Source organism: Vreelandella azerica (genome assembly GCF_013112225.1).
In the GTDB taxonomy this organism is placed as follows: domain Bacteria; phylum Pseudomonadota; class Gammaproteobacteria; order Pseudomonadales; family Halomonadaceae; genus Vreelandella; species Vreelandella azerica.
Window position 1 is genome coordinate 201,968 of record NZ_JABFHI010000001.1, and the last position, 21,650, is coordinate 223,617.

Annotated in this window: 17 protein-coding genes and 2 pseudogenes; 12 read left to right on the forward strand and 7 right to left on the reverse strand. The window is 56.2% G+C overall.

Translation table 11 applies throughout. The features are described 5' to 3' along the window. Window positions 1–112: 112 nt before the first annotated feature. Window positions 113–787 (reverse strand): NRDE family protein, encoded by a 675-nt coding sequence (locus tag HLB35_RS00955; protein ID WP_328730644.1) that lies wholly within the window; start codon window positions 785–787, stop codon window positions 113–115. A 246-nt stretch (window positions 788–1,033) separates the two neighbouring features. Here HLB35_RS00955 and HLB35_RS00960 point away from each other — a divergent pair, with 246 nt between their 5' ends. From HLB35_RS00960 to HLB35_RS01000, 9 genes and pseudogenes are all read left to right on the forward strand, one after another. Continuing rightward, entirely contained in the window at window positions 1,034–1,699 is a 666-nt protein-coding gene (locus HLB35_RS00960; RefSeq protein WP_171701173.1) for a hypothetical protein, read from the forward strand. A gap of 85 nt (window positions 1,700–1,784) precedes the next feature. Continuing rightward, window positions 1,785–2,210: a response regulator gene (locus HLB35_RS00965; protein WP_235936925.1), complete on the forward strand. Its 426-nt coding sequence runs from the start codon at window positions 1,785–1,787 to the stop codon at window positions 2,208–2,210. Continuing rightward, on the forward strand, window positions 2,207–3,004 hold the full coding sequence (locus HLB35_RS00970) for a sulfite exporter TauE/SafE family protein (protein ID WP_171701175.1): 798 nt from the start codon (window positions 2,207–2,209) through the stop codon (window positions 3,002–3,004). The genes HLB35_RS00965 and HLB35_RS00970 overlap by 4 nt, the downstream gene beginning before the upstream one ends. A gap of 18 nt (window positions 3,005–3,022) precedes the next feature. Next, the gene (lgt, locus tag HLB35_RS00975; protein ID WP_171701176.1) at window positions 3,023–3,814 is read left to right on the forward strand and encodes a prolipoprotein diacylglyceryl transferase; all 792 of its coding nucleotides are present in this window, start codon (window positions 3,023–3,025) and stop codon (window positions 3,812–3,814) included. Window positions 3,815–3,954: 140 nt separating this feature from the next. Beyond that, the gene (locus HLB35_RS00980; RefSeq protein WP_216601365.1) at window positions 3,955–4,728 is read left to right on the forward strand and encodes a thymidylate synthase; all 774 of its coding nucleotides are present in this window, start codon (window positions 3,955–3,957) and stop codon (window positions 4,726–4,728) included. Next, window positions 4,725–5,306, forward strand: coding sequence for a dihydrofolate reductase (locus HLB35_RS00985; protein WP_171701178.1), 582 nt, complete (start codon window positions 4,725–4,727; stop codon window positions 5,304–5,306). Before HLB35_RS00980 ends, HLB35_RS00985 begins: the two co-directional genes overlap by 4 nt. Window position 5,307: 1 nt before the next feature. Next, window positions 5,308–6,042: a ProQ/FINO family protein gene (locus HLB35_RS00990; RefSeq protein ID WP_171701179.1), complete on the forward strand. Its 735-nt coding sequence runs from the start codon at window positions 5,308–5,310 to the stop codon at window positions 6,040–6,042. A gap of 287 nt (window positions 6,043–6,329) precedes the next feature. Beyond that, window positions 6,330–7,405 (forward strand): annotated as a pseudogene (locus HLB35_RS00995) (porin). A gap of 112 nt (window positions 7,406–7,517) precedes the next feature. Beyond that, on the forward strand, window positions 7,518–8,594 hold the full coding sequence (locus HLB35_RS01000) for a patatin-like phospholipase family protein (RefSeq protein WP_171701180.1): 1,077 nt from the start codon (window positions 7,518–7,520) through the stop codon (window positions 8,592–8,594). Here HLB35_RS01000 and HLB35_RS01005 read toward each other — a convergent pair. After that, the gene (locus HLB35_RS01005; RefSeq protein WP_171701181.1) at window positions 8,583–9,824 is read right to left on the reverse strand and encodes a capsule biosynthesis protein; all 1,242 of its coding nucleotides are present in this window, start codon (window positions 9,822–9,824) and stop codon (window positions 8,583–8,585) included. The genes HLB35_RS01000 and HLB35_RS01005 overlap by 12 nt on opposite strands. A 1-nt stretch (window position 9,825) precedes the next feature. Continuing rightward, on the reverse strand, window positions 9,826–11,835 hold the full coding sequence (locus HLB35_RS01010; RefSeq protein WP_171701182.1) for a capsular polysaccharide biosynthesis protein: 2,010 nt from the start codon (window positions 11,833–11,835) through the stop codon (window positions 9,826–9,828). Window positions 11,836–12,011: 176 nt separating this feature from the next. Between HLB35_RS01010 and chrA the strand changes: the two are divergent. Continuing rightward, window positions 12,012–13,234: pseudogene (chrA, locus tag HLB35_RS01015) on the forward strand (chromate efflux transporter). Window positions 13,235–13,421: 187 nt separating this feature from the next. On the opposite strand, the gene nrfD reads toward chrA, so the two are convergent. The 3 genes from nrfD to HLB35_RS16805 form a co-directional block, all read right to left on the reverse strand. After that, window positions 13,422–17,627, reverse strand: a complete 4,206-nt coding sequence (nrfD, locus tag HLB35_RS01020; RefSeq protein WP_235936926.1) for an NrfD/PsrC family molybdoenzyme membrane anchor subunit — start codon at window positions 17,625–17,627, stop codon at window positions 13,422–13,424. Next, on the reverse strand, window positions 17,611–18,387 hold the full coding sequence (gene dsrO / locus HLB35_RS01030; protein ID WP_171701183.1) for a sulfate reduction electron transfer complex DsrMKJOP subunit DsrO: 777 nt from the start codon (window positions 18,385–18,387) through the stop codon (window positions 17,611–17,613). The genes nrfD and dsrO overlap by 17 nt, the downstream gene beginning before the upstream one ends. Before the next feature lie 230 nt (window positions 18,388–18,617). Continuing rightward, window positions 18,618–18,797 (reverse strand): hypothetical protein, encoded by a 180-nt coding sequence (locus tag HLB35_RS16805; protein ID WP_235936927.1) that lies wholly within the window; start codon window positions 18,795–18,797, stop codon window positions 18,618–18,620. 261 nt (window positions 18,798–19,058) lie between these two features. On the opposite strand from HLB35_RS16805, the gene purE reads away from it, so the two are divergent. Both purE and HLB35_RS01045 read left to right on the forward strand, forming a co-directional pair. Beyond that, entirely contained in the window at window positions 19,059–19,565 is a 507-nt protein-coding gene (gene purE / locus HLB35_RS01040) for a 5-(carboxyamino)imidazole ribonucleotide mutase (RefSeq protein WP_171701184.1), read from the forward strand. Between the two features lie 27 nt (window positions 19,566–19,592). Beyond that, window positions 19,593–20,708 (forward strand): 5-(carboxyamino)imidazole ribonucleotide synthase, encoded by a 1,116-nt coding sequence (locus HLB35_RS01045; RefSeq protein ID WP_171701185.1) that lies wholly within the window; start codon window positions 19,593–19,595, stop codon window positions 20,706–20,708. A 134-nt stretch (window positions 20,709–20,842) separates the two neighbouring features. Here the strand turns inward: HLB35_RS01045 and HLB35_RS01050 are convergent, their stop codons facing one another. Continuing rightward, complete coding sequence (locus tag HLB35_RS01050; RefSeq protein ID WP_328730665.1) at window positions 20,843–21,637, reverse strand: transporter substrate-binding domain-containing protein; 795 nt, start codon at window positions 21,635–21,637, stop codon at window positions 20,843–20,845. Window positions 21,638–21,650: the final 13 nt, after the last annotated feature.

The following is a 21,650-nucleotide window of genomic DNA, read 5'->3' on the forward strand; positions in this document are numbered from 1 at the left end:
AGGAAAGCTCAGGCTTAGGCAGTTTCCAACGCGAGTGTGACTTTACCCATGGGCGCTGCCATAGGGCCAAAACTCTGTTCGGTGATGCTGATAGATCCACCCTGATGACATGTCAGCCAGGTAGTTGCCCGGGTTCCATAGTCTTCGCCAACAATAAAGGCCGCTGACAGCTTTTTTCCAGGGCGGGTTCAATACCAGTATTGGGTATAGCCTCTAACGGCGCCTCCTGGCTGTGCTGAATAGCCTTTAGCGCACCTTGTGGCCAATGAGCCTGCGGTATTTGTCTATCGGCTTGCATGGCCGCTTGCAGGTTAAGTGCCTTAGGCCAAGGGGTATCCAGATCCGCATTTGAAAGTACGTGGATGCCTTTACTGACACGGCCAAGGGTGATTTTTTTGCGTCCGCGATGCATATGCCAGAGGGTGTCAGGCGTTGCTACCAGCAGGTTAAAGCCCGCATACCAGTGAGCATTATGACGCAGCTGTTCCAGCCAGCCTTCAAGGTTGGAGCAAGTCAATGCCTGACGGATCAGCTCGCCTCGGCTGGGTGTTCCCTCAGGAGTCACCAAGTAAGGGTCGCGAACATTGGTGAGTGTTGCCACTCGGCCGCTATGGCGGTTGATCGCCAGCCAGGAGCCTCCGGCCTGAAGGTCTCTGCCACCGATAATAGGGGCGTCGTTCCAGCAATGCAGTGGCTGGGTAGGGCGTTCGTGAAATTCATCGCGGTTGCCGATAAGACGTAGCGGGGTCAGCGTTTGGGGCTGCCAATCGAAGGCAAGAAGGCACATGCTTGGCTTCCTGAAGTCTGTGTGCGTTAGCGAGTAAGGTAACTATCTAAATAGATTATCTATTTCAATAGGTTAAGATATGATCAACCATACTGTCAGTAAGCCGTGCATGTATTGCCATGCAGTATGGCCTCATGACACCACTGACTGTGCCGCGTAAACTGGCTTTCCCGAGATGACCACTGGGCAATCATGCTGTATTGAGCATATAACTGTAAACAGGCACCCAGCCAACAGGACGGCCTGATGACCTATTCGTATCGCAAGGAGTACTTTTGGCGTCACATCATCTGGCCCATTCTGTGGCCTTGTCTGTTGGTGCAACTGGCACTGGTGCTGTTGTGCATTCTGGTAGCCGCCATGATAATCGGCGGCAAACCTCCAGAAACCTTGTGGTTGCCCCTTTTGGGCATCATGGCGATACTACTGCTCGGCAGTAGCTTGAACCTTGGTGCCTTTATTGTTTTGTTGCGCACTAAGGCTAGGCGTAGCGAGCAGGCGTTTGAACAAACTCTCGGTGAACTGGAGCAGCATGTTGGGGTGCTTGGCTCACATTGTGACCGTGCAGGGCTTGCTGCTGTGATGAATGATGATACCTGGATGAGAGCACACCTCCTGGAGCGCCTTGAAAGTGTCAATCGCCAACTCGCGGTGATGCGTCATTCAGGCTACAAAGTGTTGCCTAGCGTTACCCACAGTGGCGAGGATTCCCGTGAAACCTTACTGGATGACCTGGCCCATACGCGGCAACAGCTGAACCACCTGCAGCTAGGGCGCGACCGGGCAAGGGAAGAATCACGGCTAAAGTCCGGTTACCTTAATCTCCTGCGTCGTGAGACCAGCCTGCTGTTCAAATATGTCGACCACTGGGCTGCACACACTGAAGGCGGTAGCGTGGAGGGGGGTAAGTGAGCTTAAAGAGCGTTTAGCCGATATTCGCGCATTGCTGGGTAATCTTGTTGATGACACTCCGGTTGAGGCGAACAGCAGGCTAACAATGCCCGCTCGGCGGGCCAGTGTTCTGGTGGTGGACGACGGCCCGGTCAACCTGATGTTGGCCAAGCAGGTGCTGGATAAACTTGGCCTTGAGGTGACCGCAGTAGACAGTGGTGAGAAAGCCCTGGCCTGCCAGCAACAACAGCATTTTGATCTGGTATTCATGGATATTTTTATGCCGGAAATGGATGGCCTGGAAGCCAGTCGACGTTGGCGCAAGTACGAACAGGCGCAGCAACTGGACAGCAGTATTCTGGTGGCGCTCACGGCCAACGCTGACGGGGCTGGCCGTGAGCGTTGCCTGCAGGCAGGTATGAATGATCTGCTTGCCAAACCTTATCAGCCTGAAAGCCTTATCAGCCGTGTGGTTGCCTGGTTTCCTGATGAACATTTTCCTGATGAACCTAACGAGGCTTTAACACCATGACGGTGATAGTGACGTTTGCGGTCTATCTGCTGCTGGGTGTAGTTGCAGGCACCATGGCTGGGTTGTTTGGTGTTGGCGGTGGTCTGATCATCGTGCCGGTGCTGGCATTGGCCTTTGAGTGGCAAGGTGTTGCCCCTGAGGTACTTATGCACCTGGCAATTGGGACTTCTCTGGCCACCATAGTGATTACGGGGGCTTCGTCTGCTTATGGTCATTTTCGTAAGGGCAGTGTCGATAAACCCTGGTTTATGGCCTTGCTACCTGGTCTGATGCTGGGCGCTATTGCCGGCGTTTTTGTGGCTGATAACCTTTCCGGCACTTTGCTTGGCACCTTGTTTGGTGTCTTTGTTCTGCTGGTGGCGCTGAAAATGGTGATGGGGCTTTCGCCTAAGCCGGGCAGCCAGGCTCCGGGCAAACTGATGATGATGGCGGCAGGGGCAGTGATTGGCGCTATTTCAGCCCTATTCGGGATTGGCGGCGGTACCTTGACAGTACCTTGGCTGTCACGCTGTGGCGCAAAAATGACTCAGGCGGTGGGCACCTCTGCTGCCTGTGGGCTGCCTATTGCACTGTTTGGCGCACTGACTTTTATTGTCGTGGGTTGGGGGCATCCTTTGCTGCCTGCGGCGGCAACCGGCTTTGTCATGTGGCCCGCTTTTCTGGGGATTGTCTTGACAAGCGTTCCTTTTGCTCGGCTTGGGGTCAGGCTGGCGCATGTTCTACCCGCGCATATTCTACGTTACGCCTTTGCGACCCTGCTGACCCTGGTGGGGTTACGTTTCATTCTTGGTTGATAGCCTTAGAGAAGACTTATGATTGCTTATCCAGAAATTGACCCCGTCGCGATTGCGCTCGGCCCCCTTCAGGTTCACTGGTACGGGCTGATGTATGTAGTGGGGTTTGTGGCCGCCTGGTGGCTGGGCAGCATTCGCGCAGCGCGAATGGGCCTTAGCCGTGATGACATCGGCGACCTGCTGTTTTACGCAGCCATTGGCGTAGTGGTAGGCGGAAGGTTGGGTTATGCGCTGTTTTATGGCCTGGAACAGTGGAGCGCTGATCCATTCTGGGTATTCCGCGTCTGGGATGGCGGTATGAGCTTTCATGGCGGGCTTCTGGGGGTGCTGTTGGCGGCCTGGCTTTACGCCCGTAAGCAACATCTGGCATTTTTGACCTTGATGGATTTCATTGCACCGCTGGTGCCTATCGGGCTGGGAGCCGGGCGGATTGGCAATTTCATCAACCATGAATTGCCCGGTCGAGTGACCAGCCTGCCCTGGGGCATGCCATTTCCCGGAATGGGCCCGGAACCGAGGCACCCTTCAGCGCTTTATGAGGCGCTGTTGGAAGGCGTTGTGCTGTTTGTGCTGCTGTGGTGGATTTCCGCCAAGCCACAAAAGCGTGGCCTGGTGTCTGGGGCCTTTCTGACCGGTTATGGCATCTTCCGCTTCATGGTCGAATTTGTGCGTATGCCGGATGCTCATATCGGCTATCTTGCCTTTGGCTGGTTCACCATGGGGATGCTGCTAACGCTGCCGATGATAGCGCTAGGTCTGATATTGATTGCCTGGTCGCAGCGGCAAGCTGTCGATGTGGTTGGTGAATAGTAAGTGGTGAGTAGTTGGAGTGGCAGCGGGCGTTTTCGCTGGTATAGAATGTTTAACCAAATGCTTTTTAATCTGGATTTTCTGTGACTGATGTAACGCCTACTTCGCAACAAGCGCTTGAGCAGCCGTATCTGGATCTGATGCGTCATGTATTGGAACAGGGCGTTGACCGGGATGATCGAACCGGCGTCGGTACCCGTTCTGTGTTCGGGCATCAGATGCGCTTTGATCTTTCACGTGGCTTTCCGCTGTTGACCACCAAGAAACTCCATTTACGCTCCATTATTCATGAGCTTTTATGGTTTCTGCGCGGTGAAACCAATATTGCCTATTTGCAGGAACACGGCGTGCGTATCTGGGATGAATGGGCCGATGCTGACGGTAACCTCGGGCCTGTCTACGGTTATCAGTGGCGCAGCTGGCCGCGTCCAGAGGGTGGTAGCGTTGACCAGATCAGCCAGCTGGTCGAGCAGATCAAAGCTAACCCTATGTCGCGGCGCCTGATTGTATCAGCCTGGAACCCGGCACAAGTGGATGTCATGCAGTTGCCTCCCTGTCACTGTCTGTTTCAGTTCTATGTTGCCGACGGTCGCCTGTCTTGCCAGCTTTATCAGCGCAGTGCCGACATTTTTCTGGGTGTGCCCTTCAATATTGCAAGTTATGCACTGCTGCTTAGCATGGTAGCGCAGGTCACAGGTCTGAAAGTAGGTGAGTTTATTCACACTCTGGGGGATGCCCATCTCTACTCGAACCACTTTGAACAGGCCCGTGAGCAGCTGGCGCGCAAGCCCTATGAGCCGCCGCAGTTGAGGCTCAACCCGCAGGTTGACGACCTGTTCGCTTTTGCATTTGATGATATTGCCATCGATGCCTATGAGGCTCATCCCCATATCAAGGCACAGGTAGCCGTATGAACACTGTTAAGCCGTCATCTTCTGCAAGCTTCGAGCCGCTGGTGCCTGTGGCCATGATTGTTGCCATGGCACAGAATCGAGTGATTGGTGTCGATGGCCAGCTGCCCTGGTACCTGCCGGAGGATCTTAAGTTCTTCAAGCGTATGACTCAGGCCAAGCCGCTGGTGATGGGGCGCAAAACCTTTGCCTCCATTGGTAAGCCGCTGCCCAATCGGCTGAACATTGTAGTGACCCGAGATAAAAACTGGTCGCATCCCGGCGTGAGAGTCTGCCATTGTTTGCAGGATGCTCTGGAACTGGCTGATCAGCAGGCGACGATTGAAGCGGCTGAAGAGGTGATGGTCATGGGTGGCGGCGAGATCTATACGCAAGCGCTTGATGTTGCTCAGCGTCTATACATTACTGAAGTCAAGGTCGATGTCGAAGGAGACACTCGTTTTCCTGAGCTTGTAGACAGCCAATGGCAGGAAAAACAGCGGGTAGCAGGTTCCCCTCAACCTGGGCAGCCAGACTACGATTTTGTTATCTATGAGCGTCTTGCACCCGCGTTGTCAGGTGTGACAGGCCAAGGAGATTGAGATGTCGGCCAGCGTGATGCAGTTACTGGATGATCTGGAAACCCGTCTTAAACAGGCGCAGCAAGTCATTGCGGCACTGGAAGCGCAAAACCGCCAGTTGACTAGCCAGTTGGCTAAAAGTACGCCAGTACAGCCGCCTGTTGAGGCGCCTTCAGTTGATGAAAATTCAACAGATCAGGCAGATGCCAGCCCTCAATCACCAGATTCCATACCGACACCTCCTAGCCCTCATCAATTACTTAATCAATGGTATGAGCGCTACCCACAGGCGTTTTCCAAGGGCCGAGCCCAACCGCTTAAGGTCGGCATTCATCAGGACTTGGCTGACAAAGAGCCCTGGTCGAATAAATTGATCCGCCGTGCATTAGCCAACTATGTCAACTTGCCACGTTACATCAAGGCCATGCGGGAAGGCGTCGAGCGTATCGATCTTGAGGGTAACAGTGCCGGTGTGGTGGATGCCCAGGCCGCTGAGTTCGCAGCTCAAAAGCGTAAAGCAAAACAGCAGGCTCAACCTTCAGAAGCTGGTCGCCTTCAAAAACAGCCGGGTAAAAATATACCCGACAAGCGAAATTCAGAGCAGCAGCACCAAGACAAGCAGCATTCAGCTAAACGGCCTGGAGCAGACAAGGTGGCCCACAGAAAGGCCAAGGCGCATAACGCCGCTGCAAAAATAAGTATCCAGCAGCGCTTGCGGATACGCCACAGCCAGCAGACTCTCGGGGCCAGCCGTTAAGCATGGAAGAAAAGCTGGCCAGCCTGCAGGCAAAATTTAAAGCACGCTGAGACAGGTCAGGTCAGATGAGGTTCCAGAAAAAATCACGATTAATTAAAGAACAGTGTTTTTTTCTATTGCGTTCCTGCAAATCCCGGTATAAGGTTCTACCTGCGAGCATTGGAATATAACAAGGATGGCGAGGAGCTGAGGCAGGTAATCTGTCAAAAAATCAGACCCGCTAACCCATACAGGCAAAATAGCCTGATTAAACGATCGAAACAGTAAGCTAGTTAAGGAAACTACTCATGAAAAAGACACTTTTAGCAACTGCCGTTGTCAGCGCCATCGCTGCCATGGGCGCTACTTCAAGCGTTCAGGCTGCCACCGTATATGACCAAGACGGCACCAAGCTTGACGTCTATGGCCGTATCGCTATGGGTATCGCTGGTGGTGGTTCCAAGTTTGATGATAACGATAATAAAATTGATAACGGCGCAGAATTCGTCGATGTCTATTCGCGTCTGGGCTTCCGCATGAGCCAGCAGGTCACCAACGACCTGACTGCTTTTGGTCGCCTGGAATGGCGTTTCAGTGGCGACGAGCGCAATACAGATCAAGGCTTTAACGAGATTCGTCAGAGCTTTATCGGTCTGAAGAGCGAGCAATTCGGTACTTTCCAAGCCGGTAACTTCGACAGCTTCTATAACCAGTTTGTTTCCCTGCCGTTCGATGTCTACATCGACCGTGGTTTGGAATTCGCTGGCCACCCGAAGCAGTCGCGTGGCGACTCCATTGGTTACTATACACCTGACCTCGAAGGCTTCACTGTCTTCTTGCAAGCTAAGCACTACAGCGTGCGCGGTGATGCAGAACCACTAGCTCGTGATGATGGTAACGTAATTGCTCCGCAGGGTGGTGTTCGATACCAACAAGGCCCGATCACCGTTGGTCTGGGTTTTGTTGAAGACGTTGTACGCGGTGGCGGTAACGGCGAGCTACTGGGTGGCTTGGTTGGTTCTTACGCGGTCAACGATGCCCTATCCGTTCGTCTGGGCTACGAAGGTCGTGAGAACAGCGACACTTATGTTGCTTCAGACGATACAAACGGTTTTGATAAGATCGGCCTTGGCATGTCCTATGCAACGGGTCCATGGGCATTCAACCTGATATCTATGACGTTGACCCAGATGGCGATGCAGACAGCCGTACCTCTTGGGCGTTGGGCAGCTACTATGCAGTTTCCAGCAACTTTAACGTCTTCCTGGAACTCCAGCAGAAAGATCAGCAGCCCGTTACTATTGATGTTAGCGAAGGTCGCGACGCCGTCACATCAGACAGCGACGACGTCTACTACGTCACTGGTGCTCGCTACTTCTTCTAAGCCTTGGGCTTGAAGTAAGTTAGTATCCCATCACACATCGAGTGTGATAAAACCGGCCCTCTAGGGGGCCGGTTTTTTTCGTCCCACATCCAAGTCAATAGACGGAGTGAGTATGACGACACAGCAAACCAAGACAATTGATCTTGCCCTGCAGGGCGGTGGTTCTCATGGCGCGATTACCTGGGGCGTGCTCGACAGGCTACTGGAAGACACGCGGCTGAAAATTTCGGCTATCAGTGGTACCAGCGCAGGGGCAATGAATGCGGTGGTCTTGGCGGATGGCTTGCATGAAGGTGGCCGGGAAGGTGCACGGGAATCACTCCATAAGTTCTGGCGAGGCGTGAGCGATGCGGCGCGCTTTTCACCTATTCAGCCAGCGCCCTGGGATTGGCTGATGGGCAACAGCAGCCTGGATCACTCGCCGAGCTATCTGTTATTCGAGAGCCTGACCCAGCTGGTGGCACCGGCCAAGCTGAATCCTTTGGGCATTAATCCGCTGCGTGATCTGGTGGCCGAACTGGTGGATTTTGAACGGGTCAATGCCTGTCGCAGTGCCACTGTGTTCGTCACGGCCACCAACGTGAGAACCGGGCGCGCCAAGGTGTTCAGTCAGCCGGAGATCAGTGCGGAGACGGTGATGGCGTCTGCCTGCCTGCCCTTTATGTTCCCGGCCGTCGAAATTGACGGTGAAGCCTACTGGGATGGGGGCTATAGCGGTAATCCGGCGCTGTTTCCACTGGTTGATCACCGCGATTGCCAGGATCTGGTCGTAGTCCAGGTTAACCCTTTTGAACGTCAACAGTCACCTCAGAGTGCCCGGGATATTATCAATCGAATAAACGAGATTACCTTCAATACCAGCCTGATCAAAGAGTTGCGTAGCATCCAACTGCTGCAGCAGTTGATTGATACTGAACGGTTGGACGCAGAACGCTATCGCTCGATGCGCATTCACCTTATTCATGCCGAGCACGAAGTGGAGCAACTCAGCGCTTCAAGCAAGCTCAATGCACAGTGGAACTTTGTTTCCAGCCTGTTTCACCAGGGGCGACGCTGGGCCGATCAGTGGCTGGATGAAAATTTTGATGCCCTTGGGCAGCGTTCAACCTTTGATCTTGATGCTGTCTTCAGCGACACCTTCCGTCCGTTAGAAAGAGGCTGCGCCCCTGGGGACGATTCAGGGCAATAGGGCTTCCAGTGGTGATGGGCAGGCTTCCAGGATTCGTGTGGCGTTATTGACCGCAAGGTCAATGCCCGGCTGGCAGTAGAAGCCGCCATTGACCTGGGTGGCATGCATGACGGTGCGATAGAAATAGTTGAATAGCTGGGGGTTGGGCGGTGTGGGTGTATGCCAGAAATTTGCCAGTGTGCCCTGGTGGGTCAAACCCGGCAATTGATAGATGGGGTCGCTGAGGGCATGGGTCGGGCAACCTTTTTCAAGAGCCAGAATCCCGACGGTACTGTTGACGGTCACCGTGCCAGCCGCCTGTTTGACCAAGGGGTTTAGATCCCCTGATTCCAGATAGACAATGCGCTCTTCCAGGCCAAGATGTCGGGCGAGTGCGCGGATGGCGCTTGTATAATTGACCAGCCCCATATCCAGCGGATGATTCTTGATGCATAGCAAGGTGTCTGAATCTGCATGCCGGGCAAACGAGGTCATGACATCGCTAATGACTTCCTGCATGTTGGTGTAAGGCGAATGGTCACGAATCTGGGCATCGGTATTGAGCTGCAGTGGCAGCATGAAAAAGCGTTTGCCCGATGCCAATAACGTCTTGATACGTTTGGCATCGCGCCGCTTCCAGACCTTTAGCTGACTGAATCGCTTGGCATAGCCGAGGTATTCAACGGGCGCTGTAATCGGTGAATGATTACGGTAATGGGGCGCTATCAAGGGGTTTGCAAGGCCCGCTGCGTGGTAGCGGATATCATGCAAGGCACGAATCTTGAACGATGATTTGAAGTAGACCGGTTTTTGCGGTGCAGGCAGTGCCTTGCCGGTGGCAAAAAACCATTCTGGGTCCTTGGGTAGCAGTGAATGCCCGTTAACGCCTTCTCGTTCCAGAGTAACCCAGAAAGGCCGGAAGTAACCCTCTTCAAACACATGGGTACGCACGCCAGCCGCCGGTGCATTATCCACCGCCGGGCGATGGACAGGGCGACGGTCACCAAAGAGCACCTGGTCGGTAATCTCGTAGCGTTGCCACAGATCCTGAATATAGTCGCCGAGTTCATCCAGCTGGCCGCGAAACAGGTGGCTCTTGCTATGAGTGTGCTGCCAGTACAGCAGGTCACCCGCATTGAAGTTAACCTTGACGACCCTGTGGCCATCATCGGTCAGGCGTCGCGCCAGGCGCGGATAAAACGGTGAGCAGACACCTTGCAGAAAAAGAAAGGCACGTTTTTGTGATTTCAATCTAGTGTCTTCCTATCAGTAAGTTGCGGTAGTGGCGGTAAAGCTGCTGCTTCCATGTCAGGTGCCTGGGCCGCAGGCGCGCCTGTTCCAACAGGGTGATCACACTTTCGATATGGCATAGCTGATGGGTGGTCGGGTCGGCATAGCCGGGGTAGATGATCAGAGTACCCGCCAGCAGAGCATCTAGTGACAGTTGGCGCTGGCGACGTGGGCAGGCAAGCGCGTCCTCAGTCAGCCCCCATCCGGCATAGAAGGGCAGCCCATGGGTATACACTTGCTTGCCGCGCAGCAGTGCCTCAAAGCCGGTCAGTGAACTCATGGTATGCACGGCATCCACGCGTTCAAGCAGGGTGCTGATATCACACTGGCTGACATCAATATCATAATGGCTGTGAGCGTCCGCCGAGAGCTGGCCAAGCCGAGCCCCGCCAACAACATCCGGGTGGGCCTTGTAGGCAATCAAGGCATCAGGTTCTGCCTGGCGAACCGCTGCCAGCAGAGCCGCATTGGTCTGAATCTGCGGGGAGCCGCAGGCAATCGAGGCGTCACTTTCAACTTGCCCGGGCACCAGTACAATGCGCCTGTTGGCAGGGAAATCAATGCTCTGCTCGCCTTTGATATTGTATTTCGATAGCTTCAGCGCCACTAGCCGCTGACGAATGCGCGAAGCACGCTGGCACAGGTGCTGATCAAAATCATGTTGACTGAGAATCTGCTCCAGGTCACTGGGCTGGCGGGCATCGTAGTAGATGCCGCTTTGGTCAATCACCAGCGATAGCGGCTGAGTCAGATCAACGCCCAGCCCTACCGAGCGGACAAAGCCATCCTCCATCTTCCATATTTCTGCAGTGCTGCCGGTCTTGGCCGTTTTCAGGCGGCTGGCCCAAGTCAGCACTCGGGCTGACGTTGAAGCGTTTGATGATGACGCAGTATCGGGCAGCTCAGACTGATAGGTAATGCGGGCCTGGTCGCCGAGAAAATCGCCGATAAAGCGCTTTTTCCATCCAGAAAACCCACAGGCCAGCCACTCGCCGCGATAACGTTCCTGCTGGCGGCGCTGATCGGCAATCAGGTCAATACAGGCCTCAAGGGTGGAGGCTTCACGGGTATAAGGGTTGGCGTAGCGGGTATAGCGCAAATAAGCGCCAGCAAAAACCTCTTTCAGGTGGCGCTGGCGTTGGCGGCGCGGGCACTTCAGGGCGTCATGGGTCAACCCCCAGCCGGCATAGAAGGGCTGGCCAAAGCAGTGTACCTGTTTACCGGCCAGCAGGGCTTCAAAGCCCAGCTGGCTGGTGACCACGTAGACGTGCTCAACACAGTCGAACAGCGCCCATGGGTTAATATCCTCGCCGATCACTCGGCAGCGAGGGTGATCAAAAGCGCTACTGAAGTGACCGCTTTTCTTGCCGGCAATCACATCCGGGTGCACCTTGATCAGGATATCCGCGTCAGGGTGCTGAGACAGGGCGGCCTCCAGCATGGCGTTGAAGCTTTCTGCGTTGGCTTGGCCGTAGGCAATGGAGGCATCCCCTGCCGTTTGGTCGACCACCAGCACATGGGGCTTATCCGGCAGTTCAAGCGGTTGATCCGGGGCGTGGTTATATTTGGACAGTCGATGAACCGTCAGTTGCTGGATGCAGTGCTCTGCCCGTTCCAGCTCCTGTTCCGAGAAATCAGCGTGATTAAGCAGCTCTTCAAGATCCGATGGCCCCGAGGCGTCGTAATAGATACCGAGTTGGTCCACTACCATACTGACCGGCTGATAACCCTGTGAGCCGAGGCCCAGAGAGCGCAAAAAACCATCTTCAAGGGCCAGGTAGGGCAGCTGATGGCGTTTGGCGTATTGGCGAGCGTGCTGACTGGTCGGTTTCAGCCCCCAACCAACCACCGCATCAGGCTTGGAAGTGAACGGCGCAAGGCGCTTGAAGCGGGAAATTTCAGGCAGAAAAGCATCCAGTGCCACTATGTTTCTGATGCCCTGAGAAGTATAGCCTGCCGTAACTTTTTCCATGAAAGCCTGAAGGTCTGCGGTACAAAAATTCTGGTGCGAACTTACGTGAAAAGTAGCAACAGGGCAATGCTAGCCCGGCCACTTATGTAATAGCACCATAATGTCATGTTAGCGTCAGAATTTCTCGTTATAGTGAGACGCTTTGCATAAGTTTACCAAGCCAATGGTAGAGATGTATGAGTGAGCACAGGGTAAGTAGCGAAAAAACGGCGGAAAGCGTTTCACTTCAGAAAGGTAGCAAAGGTGAAGTGTTCAAAGCGTTCTTGTTATTGGGGTTGAGCTCCTTTGGTGGCCCAGTGGCGCACCTTGGTTATTTTCGCCATGAGTTTGTGCAGCGTCGGCAATGGCTCAACGAAAAAGCCTACGCCGACCTGGTCGCGCTGTGCCAGTTTCTGCCCGGGCCTGCCAGCAGCCAGGTGGGTTTTGCGCTGGGTTTGATGCGCGCCGGCCCCTGGGGGCGGCACTGGCCTGGCTGGCGTTTACCTTGCCTTCCGCGTTTCTGCTGCTGGTATTTGCCCTGGGAGCTTCTCGACTGGATGGCCCTTTGGCCCAAGGGCTGGTGAGTGGCTTGAAAATAACGGCGGTTGCTATTGTAGCCCATGCAGTATGGGGAATGGCAAGGAACCTGTGCCCGGATAAAACCCGAACGGGAATCGCCCTGGCAGGCGTGTTTGCGGTGCTGCTCATTCATGGTCCACTGGGCCAGATAAGTGCGATTCTGGTCGGCAGCCTGGCGGGGTGGCTGTTATGCCGTGAGGCGATTGAATCGCTGAGTGAATCTCTGACGTTTGATATTTCACGCCGTGTCGGGCTGATCGCGCTCGGGCTTTTCGCTGCCTTGTTGTGTCTTCTGCCACTGGCGGCCAGCAGCACAGCCTGGCTAGAAGTAGTGGACGGTTTCTACCGTTCGGGAGCCCTGGTATTCGGCGGTGGCCATGTGGTGTTACCGCTGCTGGAAGCGGAAGTGGTGCAGTCAGGCTGGGTGAGTGCGGATGAGTTTCTGACCGGCTATGGCGCCGCCCAGGCGGTGCCAGGGCCGCTGTTCACCTTTGCCGCCTACCTGGGTGCTTTATTGCCAGGAGTTAATCCCCTGGTGGGCGCACTGTTGGCATTGCTGGCCATCTTTGTACCTGGTTTGCTGTTGCTGGTGGGCGTACTGCCTTTCTGGAATACCTTTCGCCAATGGCAGGGGGCTCAGGCGCTGATGCGTGGTGCCAATGCGGCCGTGGTGGGGATTCTGGCAGCAGCGCTCTATCAGCCTGTGTGGACCAATGCGATTATTGGGCCTTATGAGTTTGCGCTGGCCCTGAGCGGCTTTCTGCTCCTAAGCGTCTGGAAACTGCCAGCTTGGGCAGTAGTAATCGTCATGGCGCTCGGTGGTGCGGTCACAGCGTTTTGAACAAAATGCTGCCGCATTCTGCGATTCGATTCTTTGAATGAATCGTCGGAGGGTTCAAAGCGTATGAAAGAAAACGCCCCCACAGGGTGAAGGCGTTCAAAAGAGACCATCATTCAGGCGCGGCTGACTTTGACCGGTAACCCCTGACGCACGCTGGCGCCGCTGATCGGTTCCAGCCAGGTGCCATCTACATTACGGGTCGGGTCCTTGAACCCCAGGTCATTGATATTGATTCCTGCTCGCATCCACGGCATATCCGGCTGAGACTGGCCATCAATCTCATGGGGGTGGCGCCCAGGTCGCGGTGGCCATATCCGTGCTCGATTCCCAATGAACCGGGTATGACGCTCTCGCTGACCAGCGCCAGGCCGACCACGCTACCACCCGGGCTTTCAATCCGGATGGTATCGCCATGCTGGATGCCAAAGCGTTCGGCGTCCTGGCGATGCATCTGGACCGGATTGTAGGGCTTGATCATGCGCAGCCGTTCGTTGCCAATCGCGTAGGAATTCATCAGGTTGGATTTGAATGAGAACGCCAGCAGCGGCCATTCCTGCTCGTTAAACACCTCACGCATGGGTGTCTTGTCGGCCATCAGCGGCAGGCTGTGGCGGGGAACTCCGCTGTTATGCTGGCCGCTGGTGGTATCAATGCTGGTGCCCACGGTTTCGTTATAGATACACAGCGTCCTGCGCCAGACGCTGGTTAACCGCTCGCCCTTGAAGTGGTCGCTGAAATCTTCAAAACGTCCGCCCCGCGCATAGAGGTAGGCCACCGGGCCGCGCTCTTCCGGCTTCAGGGTGCGTTCGACCTTGCCCAACAGGGGCGCAATGCCGCTGTGAGCGATATCGGATTCGTCAGCTTCCGGTAGTGGCTCGTTTTGAAAGGCAATGTTGGCCGCAGCGCGCAGGTAATAGTCTTCTGCCCGGTTGAGCGGATGCAGATTGCCATCGGCATCGGGAATGGCATTATCGCCGAAACCGGCCAGCCCCAGGCGCTTGGCCACGGCAATGAAAAAGCTGTCCAGGGATACCGGCTCGCCCTCGGCCGATTTTTGCTGGCGCGGTTCAACCACTGGCCAACAGGCGGTGGTCATCTTGCCGAGGGCGCCTTTCCAGGCACCCGAGAAGCCCCAGACTTCATACATCACAGAATCAGGAACGATGTAGTCTGCGTAGCGGTTGGTCTCGTTGATAAACCCATCGACCGCTACAAAAAGCCCCAGACGTTTGGGGTCCTTAAGCTTGTCGGCAATCAGGGTTTCAAGGCCGGCCTGACCATAGATGGGGTTGGCCATGCAGCCGATCAGCGCCTTGATCGGGTAGGGGTAGCCATCCAGCGCCGAAGGCAGGTGCTCGGTGAGGGTCGGGGGTGCAAAGGAGCGCCAGGGAGCCTTGGCCGGATAAGGGTTCTCACCGGCGGCCACCTTGCGCTGATATTCCGATGACTTTTCATAGGGAAAGCGCGAGCGCGACAGAAAAACCCCCTTGGGGCCACGCTTGCCGGGGAAGTTGGCCAGGTCATAGCGCGGGCCCTGGCCGGTGCCATTAAAGGTGCCACCGCCGACGGCGCTGCCGCCTTTCATATTGTAGTTGCCCGCCAGGAGATTAAGCATCTGTACGCTGAAAGCTGCATAGAAGCCATTGCCGGACATCATGCCGCCGTGGCAGTTGACCGCCGCACGGCGGCCATGCCGGGCAAAGCGCTGGGCCAGTTCGGTAATGGTGTCTGCGTCAATGCCGCAGTGGCTGGCATAGGTGGCTAGATCATATTCATCAGCAGCGTCGCGCAGCAGGGTCAGGCTGCTCTTGACCCGAACGTCGCTGCCATCGGCCAGGGTGGCTGCCTGATCCACAAACAGCTCAGCGGTCATGGCGCTTTCACAGGTGACCAGGCTGTCATCCGCGACCACCATAGGCACATCGGACTCACTGCCCGTACCGGCACGCCCGAGATCACTGGCGCGCAGAAAATGCCCGAAGCGCGGGTGTTCCGGGGTATCAATCACCAGATGGGTGGCATTGGAATGGGTGGCTTCACCCGCCGCATCGGCGGCCGCCTTGCCGGGCAACTCGAGAAATGCCCGGTTGTAGCCATCGTTATGCAGTAGCCACTGGATCACTGCCATGCCAAAGGCACTGTCGCTGCCGGGCTTGATGGGCACCCAGCGATTGTGATCAGCCGCGTGGGACACTGACGCATTCAGGCCAGGATCAATCACCACGTAATCCAGAGTTCCTTGAGCGCGGGCCTGAGCAATCAAACGGCCCTGACGCTTGAAGGGATTACCGGCCTGGCTGGGCGCGGTGCCGATATACATGATGAACTCGGCATGTTGGATATCTGGCTTGACGTGAGCATTCTTGCCAAGATCATTCATCACCGCCCCGGATCCCATACGGAACGCCAGCCCGCAGTAGGAACCGTGGTGGCCATAGTTGCGAGTGCCGAAGGCATTGAAGGCAAACCGCTTGAGCAGGGCGGAGCGTCCGTAATCGGTGGCTTCCATGACCATCAGCTGGTTGGCTTTGGGGCCGTATTCCGGGTTATTCGGGTCGATCAGGGTATCATGATCATGAATGGCCCTGAGGCCCTCGATCTGGCCTTCCCCAAACAGGTCGCCACCCTCACAGATTTCTTCGATCAGCTGCTCAAAAGAGATCTTTTGCCAGCGGCGTTCGCCACGTCCGCCCACCCGCTTGAGGCAGTGGTCAACCCGGTAAGGGTTATCCAGCTGGCTCATCATGGCGTTGCCACGAGCGCAGGCGGTGGAGCGGTTCTGCTGGCCCTGATCGCCATAGGCGCTGACGCTGCGCAAGGCGTCAATCACGGGTGTACGCATGGGCAGATGCTCATCCGCGGAAAGCGGGTGATAAGGGTTGCCGGAGACGCGGAGAACCTTCTCGGTGGTGTTATCAATACGTACCCGCACGCCGCACTTGGTGGTGCAGCCGTAGCAGATCGTAAAGGCGGTACGCTGATCGGGGTTGAGGGTCAGCTCGCCGCTATCAAGATCAACCTGATATTCAGGCGCCAGTGAGTTGCCATGAATGGGATGCTGAGGCTTTTCCCCAGCGCTGCCACTGACGCCCTTGGCCATTTTCAGCAGCGGGTCGGCGTAACCCACCCCAAAGGTGGCTGCGCCCCCGGCGGCGGCCGCGCCCTTCAGAAAGCGCCGACGTGAGGTGTTGACGTTAGAATTAGCCATGACGAGGGGCTCCTTGAATAGCAGAGTTGGCGGAAGACTGTGCGTTGGAAGGGAAGCCGGATGGGGTGACAGGCCCCCTTGCTGCGCCTGACGCCAGGGAACGAAAAGATCAATAATCAGCACGGCAGCCAGCCATAGCCCGAAGGTGCCGACAATGCCCAGAAGGCCCGATGAACCGGCGGGAATACCGTAGTGATGGAAGCCAGCGCTATGGCGGGCGACGGTCTGCACATCCATAAGCACTACCCAGCGGAACATCCAGCCCATGTGCAGGGCGAACAGGCCGATAAGCCATGCCCAGGCCATAAGGCTCGCCTGCTCACCCGCTGGCCGGGTCAGCGCCCAGACAACGGCTGCAAACAGCGCCACGCCCGAGATCGCGCCCCATAGAGCGGTATTGCGCCAGGAACTGCTATAGCGCACAGATTCCAGGGCGGCAGCCACCGAGCCTGAATCAGCCAGCAAGCCGTTGAGCAACCAGCCGATGGCGATGAAAGCAGCGACACCGCCGCTTGCCAGCAGGGTCTTGAGCATGAAGCGGTTAGTGTCTTCATTCTTGATACCGCTGAGACGGTTGAGCACCAAGATCAGGCCTGCTGCGCTGATAAAACCGGTGGCGATCAGCATGGGAGGCAGCCACAGGGTGTTCCATAACGGCCGCGCCTTGACGATGGCAATCTCAGCACCGGTGTACAGCATGATGCCGGTGGACAGCACCAGGGCAGCCAGGCCCACAACAGCCACCCACCATTTTGGGGTAGGGCTGCTGCCAAAAGATGCCAGCCGGGCAAGCAGCCCTGACAGGCCAGCGGCATCGCGGTTTGCCTGTAGCGCCGGGCGCCAGGCCAGCCAGCTCAGTGCCAGCACGCTGACCACATAAAGGGGCAGGATCAGGCTGCCAATCGACATCCACGAAGTGCTGTTGGCATAGGCGTAGAAATGCCAGAAGCGTAACGGCTGATGAAGATCCGCGAGCAGGGCAACCGGTGCCACCAGCGTGGTGGTGATGCAGGCCAGCAGCGCCAGCCGTGCGGTAGCTAACCAGCGGGTTTTGCCCAGCATCAGGGCTGGGGCTGCGAGCCACAGGCTGGCGTAGGAAAGCGCGATCATGAAGAAATACTGCACCGCCCAGGGGTACCAGGCGATATCATAACGTGGAGCGAGTAGCTCAATGGTGGAATTCATAACCCATCTCCTGGCCTTGGGGGTCGAGAACTTCGAGGGCAACCGGCTCGGCGTTCGGGCGTGTCACGAAGCGTTCATCCATGCCCAGATAAAACACCTGAGGAAAGGTGTTCTTTTCCGGCTGGAGCACCATCAGCTCGCTTCTGTGTTCTTCCAGCATGCGGCTGATCTGGCTGTCCGGGTTGCGCATGTCGCCAATGATGCGCGCACCGCCCACGCAACTTTCCACACAGGCAGGTAACAGGCCAGCTTCCAGGCGATGGGCACAGAAGGTGCACTTATCGGCTGTCTGGGTTTTATCGTTGATAAAGCGGGCATCGTAGGGGCAGGCGTTGACGCAATAGGCGCAGCCTACGCAGCGGTCGCTATCAACGACGACAATGCCATCGCGCTGCTGGTAAGTGGCCTCTACCGGGCAGACCGGCACGCAGGGTGGGTTCTCGCAGTGATTACACAGGCGTGGCAGCATGAAGGTGGCCAGCTCGCCGCTGTCCTGATGCTCGATTTCATACTGGGCGACCGTGGTACGAAACTTGCCAAGTGGCGCATCGTTTTCAATATGGCAGGAAACTGTACAGGCTTGGCAGCCAATGCACTGGCGCAGGTCAATCAGCATGCCATAGCGTTTGTCGGGATCGCCTTCACGGCGGGGTGGTTGGCTATTGATACCGGCGTGGGCCACGCCTGATAGCGGAACCAGTGCCGCACCGGCGCTGAGACGTGCCAGCTGGCCAAGCAATGAGCGGCGTATGGGATCCATGATGCCTCCTGAATATAAAAACTGATTAACAATCAGGTTACGCTGAACGCCCATAAGCCGCTTGACACGTATCAAGGAAGGAGGTCGGTTTTATTAATGTTCAGTTAATAGTGAATGGTGAGGGGTGAATGGTGAGAGGTGAATGGTGAGAGGTGAGAGCACCAGAAAATAAAAAACCAGCCGCTGGGGCTGGTTGGGATGAAAATCGGTTTAGCTGAGAAATTGGATCATTAATGAAAAGATGTCTGCGCCTCCAAGGTGCTGCGCAGTTGATGCAGCTCATCAATATTAAGATGCTCAAGGCGCCCGGCCAGCAGATCGCTGATCTTCTGCACTGGAAGACCAGCTTGCCGTGCGATATCCCGGCTGGCTAGCTCGGAAACGGCAATATGACGAGTGATAATACGCATCAAACGTGCGTTTTTCAAGTTCCCTGACGTCTAGTTCGTCAGGGCAGCTTCGCGGAGGGTCGGAAATATCCGCATGCGCAGAAAGGCGTACCGTACTCATGATGCTCCATCAGTCAGAAGTGACCTGCACACAATGACGCGTGACGAAATGCTTTTCAATACTTCTTCACGCTAAATTTCAACCTTCTCGTTTATGCGCTGTTTGTGGCGTGCTCTGGTAGACTATGCGCTTTAATTTTCAAGCGACCCGAGGAATGAAACATGGCAGCGAACAGCGCGCCCCGCGTTGGGGTGATTATGGGATCAAAGTCTGACTGGCCGGTTATGGAGTACGCCGTACAGATGTTGGAAAAACTCGGCGTTGACTATGAAACCCGCGTGGTATCGGCGCATCGTACCCCGGATCTGCTGTTCGACTATGCTAAAGGCGCCGCTGAACGCGGCCTGCAGGTGATTGTGGCCGGTGCCGGTGGCGCTGCGCACCTGCCGGGGATGGTGGCCTCCCAGACGCCGCTGCCGGTGTTGGGTGTGCCGGTGGAGTCCAAGGCGCTGAAAGGCCTTGATTCCCTGCTGTCCATCGCTCAGATGCCGGGTGGCATTGCCGTGGGCACCCTGGCTATTGGCAAGGCAGGCGCCACCAATGCAGGGCTTCTGGCCGCGCAGATTGTTGGGTTGCAAGATGCTGACGTGCGTGCTGCTGTCGAAAAGTTTCGCGCTGAACAGACTCAGGCGGTGCTGGATAACCCCGACCCGCGTCCCCATGATTAGTCACCCACGATTAAAAGGAGCAACGTCATGAATATTGGCATTCTGGGTGCCGGGCAGCTTGGCCAGATGCTGGCGCTGGCAGGCTATCCGCTGGGCAACCGCTTTACTTTCCTGGATACCACCGGCAAGCCGAGTGCCGACATTGGTGAGGTGGTGATTGACCCCGATAACCAGCATCTGGCTGCATTTCTCGACAAGGTTGATGTGGTGACCTATGAATTCGAGCACCTGCCGGTGGCCTTGGTGCGCGAAATTGAACAGCACAAGCCGGTCTACCCTAGCAGCCGGGCCATTGAAGTATGCCAGAACCGAGTAGAGGAAAAGACGCTGTTTGACCGTCTGGGCATTCCAACGCCAGCGTATCGGGTGGTGGCAAGTGCTGCCGAGCTTGAAGCTGCAGCGGGTGAGTTGGGTTGCCCTGTGGTCGCAAAGTCGGTCACCGAGGGTTATGACGGCAAAGGCCAGGCGGTGCTCAGAAAGCCCAGCGAGGCGGCCAGCGCCTGGGCGACAATTGGTCATTCACAGCTGATCGTGGAAGCCTTTGTGGATTTTGTCCGCGAGGTCTCGATCATAGCGGTACGCGGGCGCGATGGCAGTGTGAAATGCTACCCGATGGCGGAAAACCAGCACCTTGATGGCATTCTGCGCTATTCGGCCGCACCGCTGCCAGATCTTGACGTCGGTGTGCAACAAACGGCTGACCGCTATATCCAGGCCCTGCTTGATGAGCTGGATTATGTCGGCGTGCTGGCCCTTGAGTTGTTCCAGAGCCGGGAGGGGACGCTGCTGGCCAATGAAATGGCGCCTCGGGTGCATAACTCTGGCCACTGGACCATGGATGGCGCCATCACCAGTCAGTTCGAAAATCACCTGCGCGCCATTCAGGGTCTGCCGCTGGGGGAAACCCGCGCTTTGGCACCTACCTGTATGGTGAATGTGATTGGGCGTGAACCTTCAAGTGTCGAAGTCCTGAAGCTGCCCAACGCCCACCTGCACCGCTACGGCAAAGGCGAGCGGGCTGGGCGCAAGCTGGGGCATATCAACCTGCTGGCCGGCAGCCATGCCGAACTGATGGCCAAAACACGTGACTGCGCCAAGCTGTTGCCGGACGCGCCCGCGCCCCATATGACCTTTGATACATAAGCCTGATACATAAGCCCTTCTTTCGGCGGCGGATATTAACGCACCAAAGTGGGTGTTGCAGTAAGCAAAAACGCCTCTCCAGCCATTAGTGGAGAGGCGTTTGTATCATCAGACCGACTGTCAGTTAAGCCAGCTTATTTCGCGTCAAAGTAGCGGTTGTAGATTTCATCGTAAGTGCCGTCTTCCTGCAGTGTGGCCAGCGCTTCGTTGAACTGCTCGGCGAGCGCTTCATCGCGCTGGCGGAAGGCAATCCCGAAGCCATCACCAAAGTATTCCTTCGGCTCAGTGACCATTTCACCCACCACCTTGTAGGCGCGATTATCGCTTTGCAGCAAGGTTGACTGACCGACCGGATAATCCAGGAAGACGATATCCAGGCGCTGTGCTTCCATATCCAGCACCATATCGTCGGCGGTGGAGTAGCGGTTGACATCCGCGACGTCGCCGAACATATCGGTGACGTAGTTATCCTGCAGGGTGCCGCGCTGAACGCCGATGGTGAGGCCATCCAGCGATGCTTCTGTTGTGTCGGTCAGCTCACTGCCTTCCGGTGCAAACCAGGCAGAGGGCGGCTGGAAGTAGGGCTCAGAAAACAGGACCTGCTCACGGCGCTGCTCATTGATGGTCATGGATGACATGATGGCGTCGTATTTACGTGACAAAAGGCCTGGGATGATGCCGTCCCAACCTTGTACCACCCACTCGCAATCAATGCCGATCTCGGCACACAGGGCGTTGCCCAGGTCGATATCAAAGCCGGTCAGTTCACCGTCCGGCGTACGGTATTCCATTGGCTCGTAGGGAACGTCCACGCCAATGCGGATCTCGTCGTAATCCCGTGCCTGTGCGCTGGTAGCGGCAATGGCCAGGCCAAGCAGTGAAGTCGTCAGTATTTTTTCATTGTCAATCTCCAGTTTGAACGTGCACACCCGTAAAAGTGTT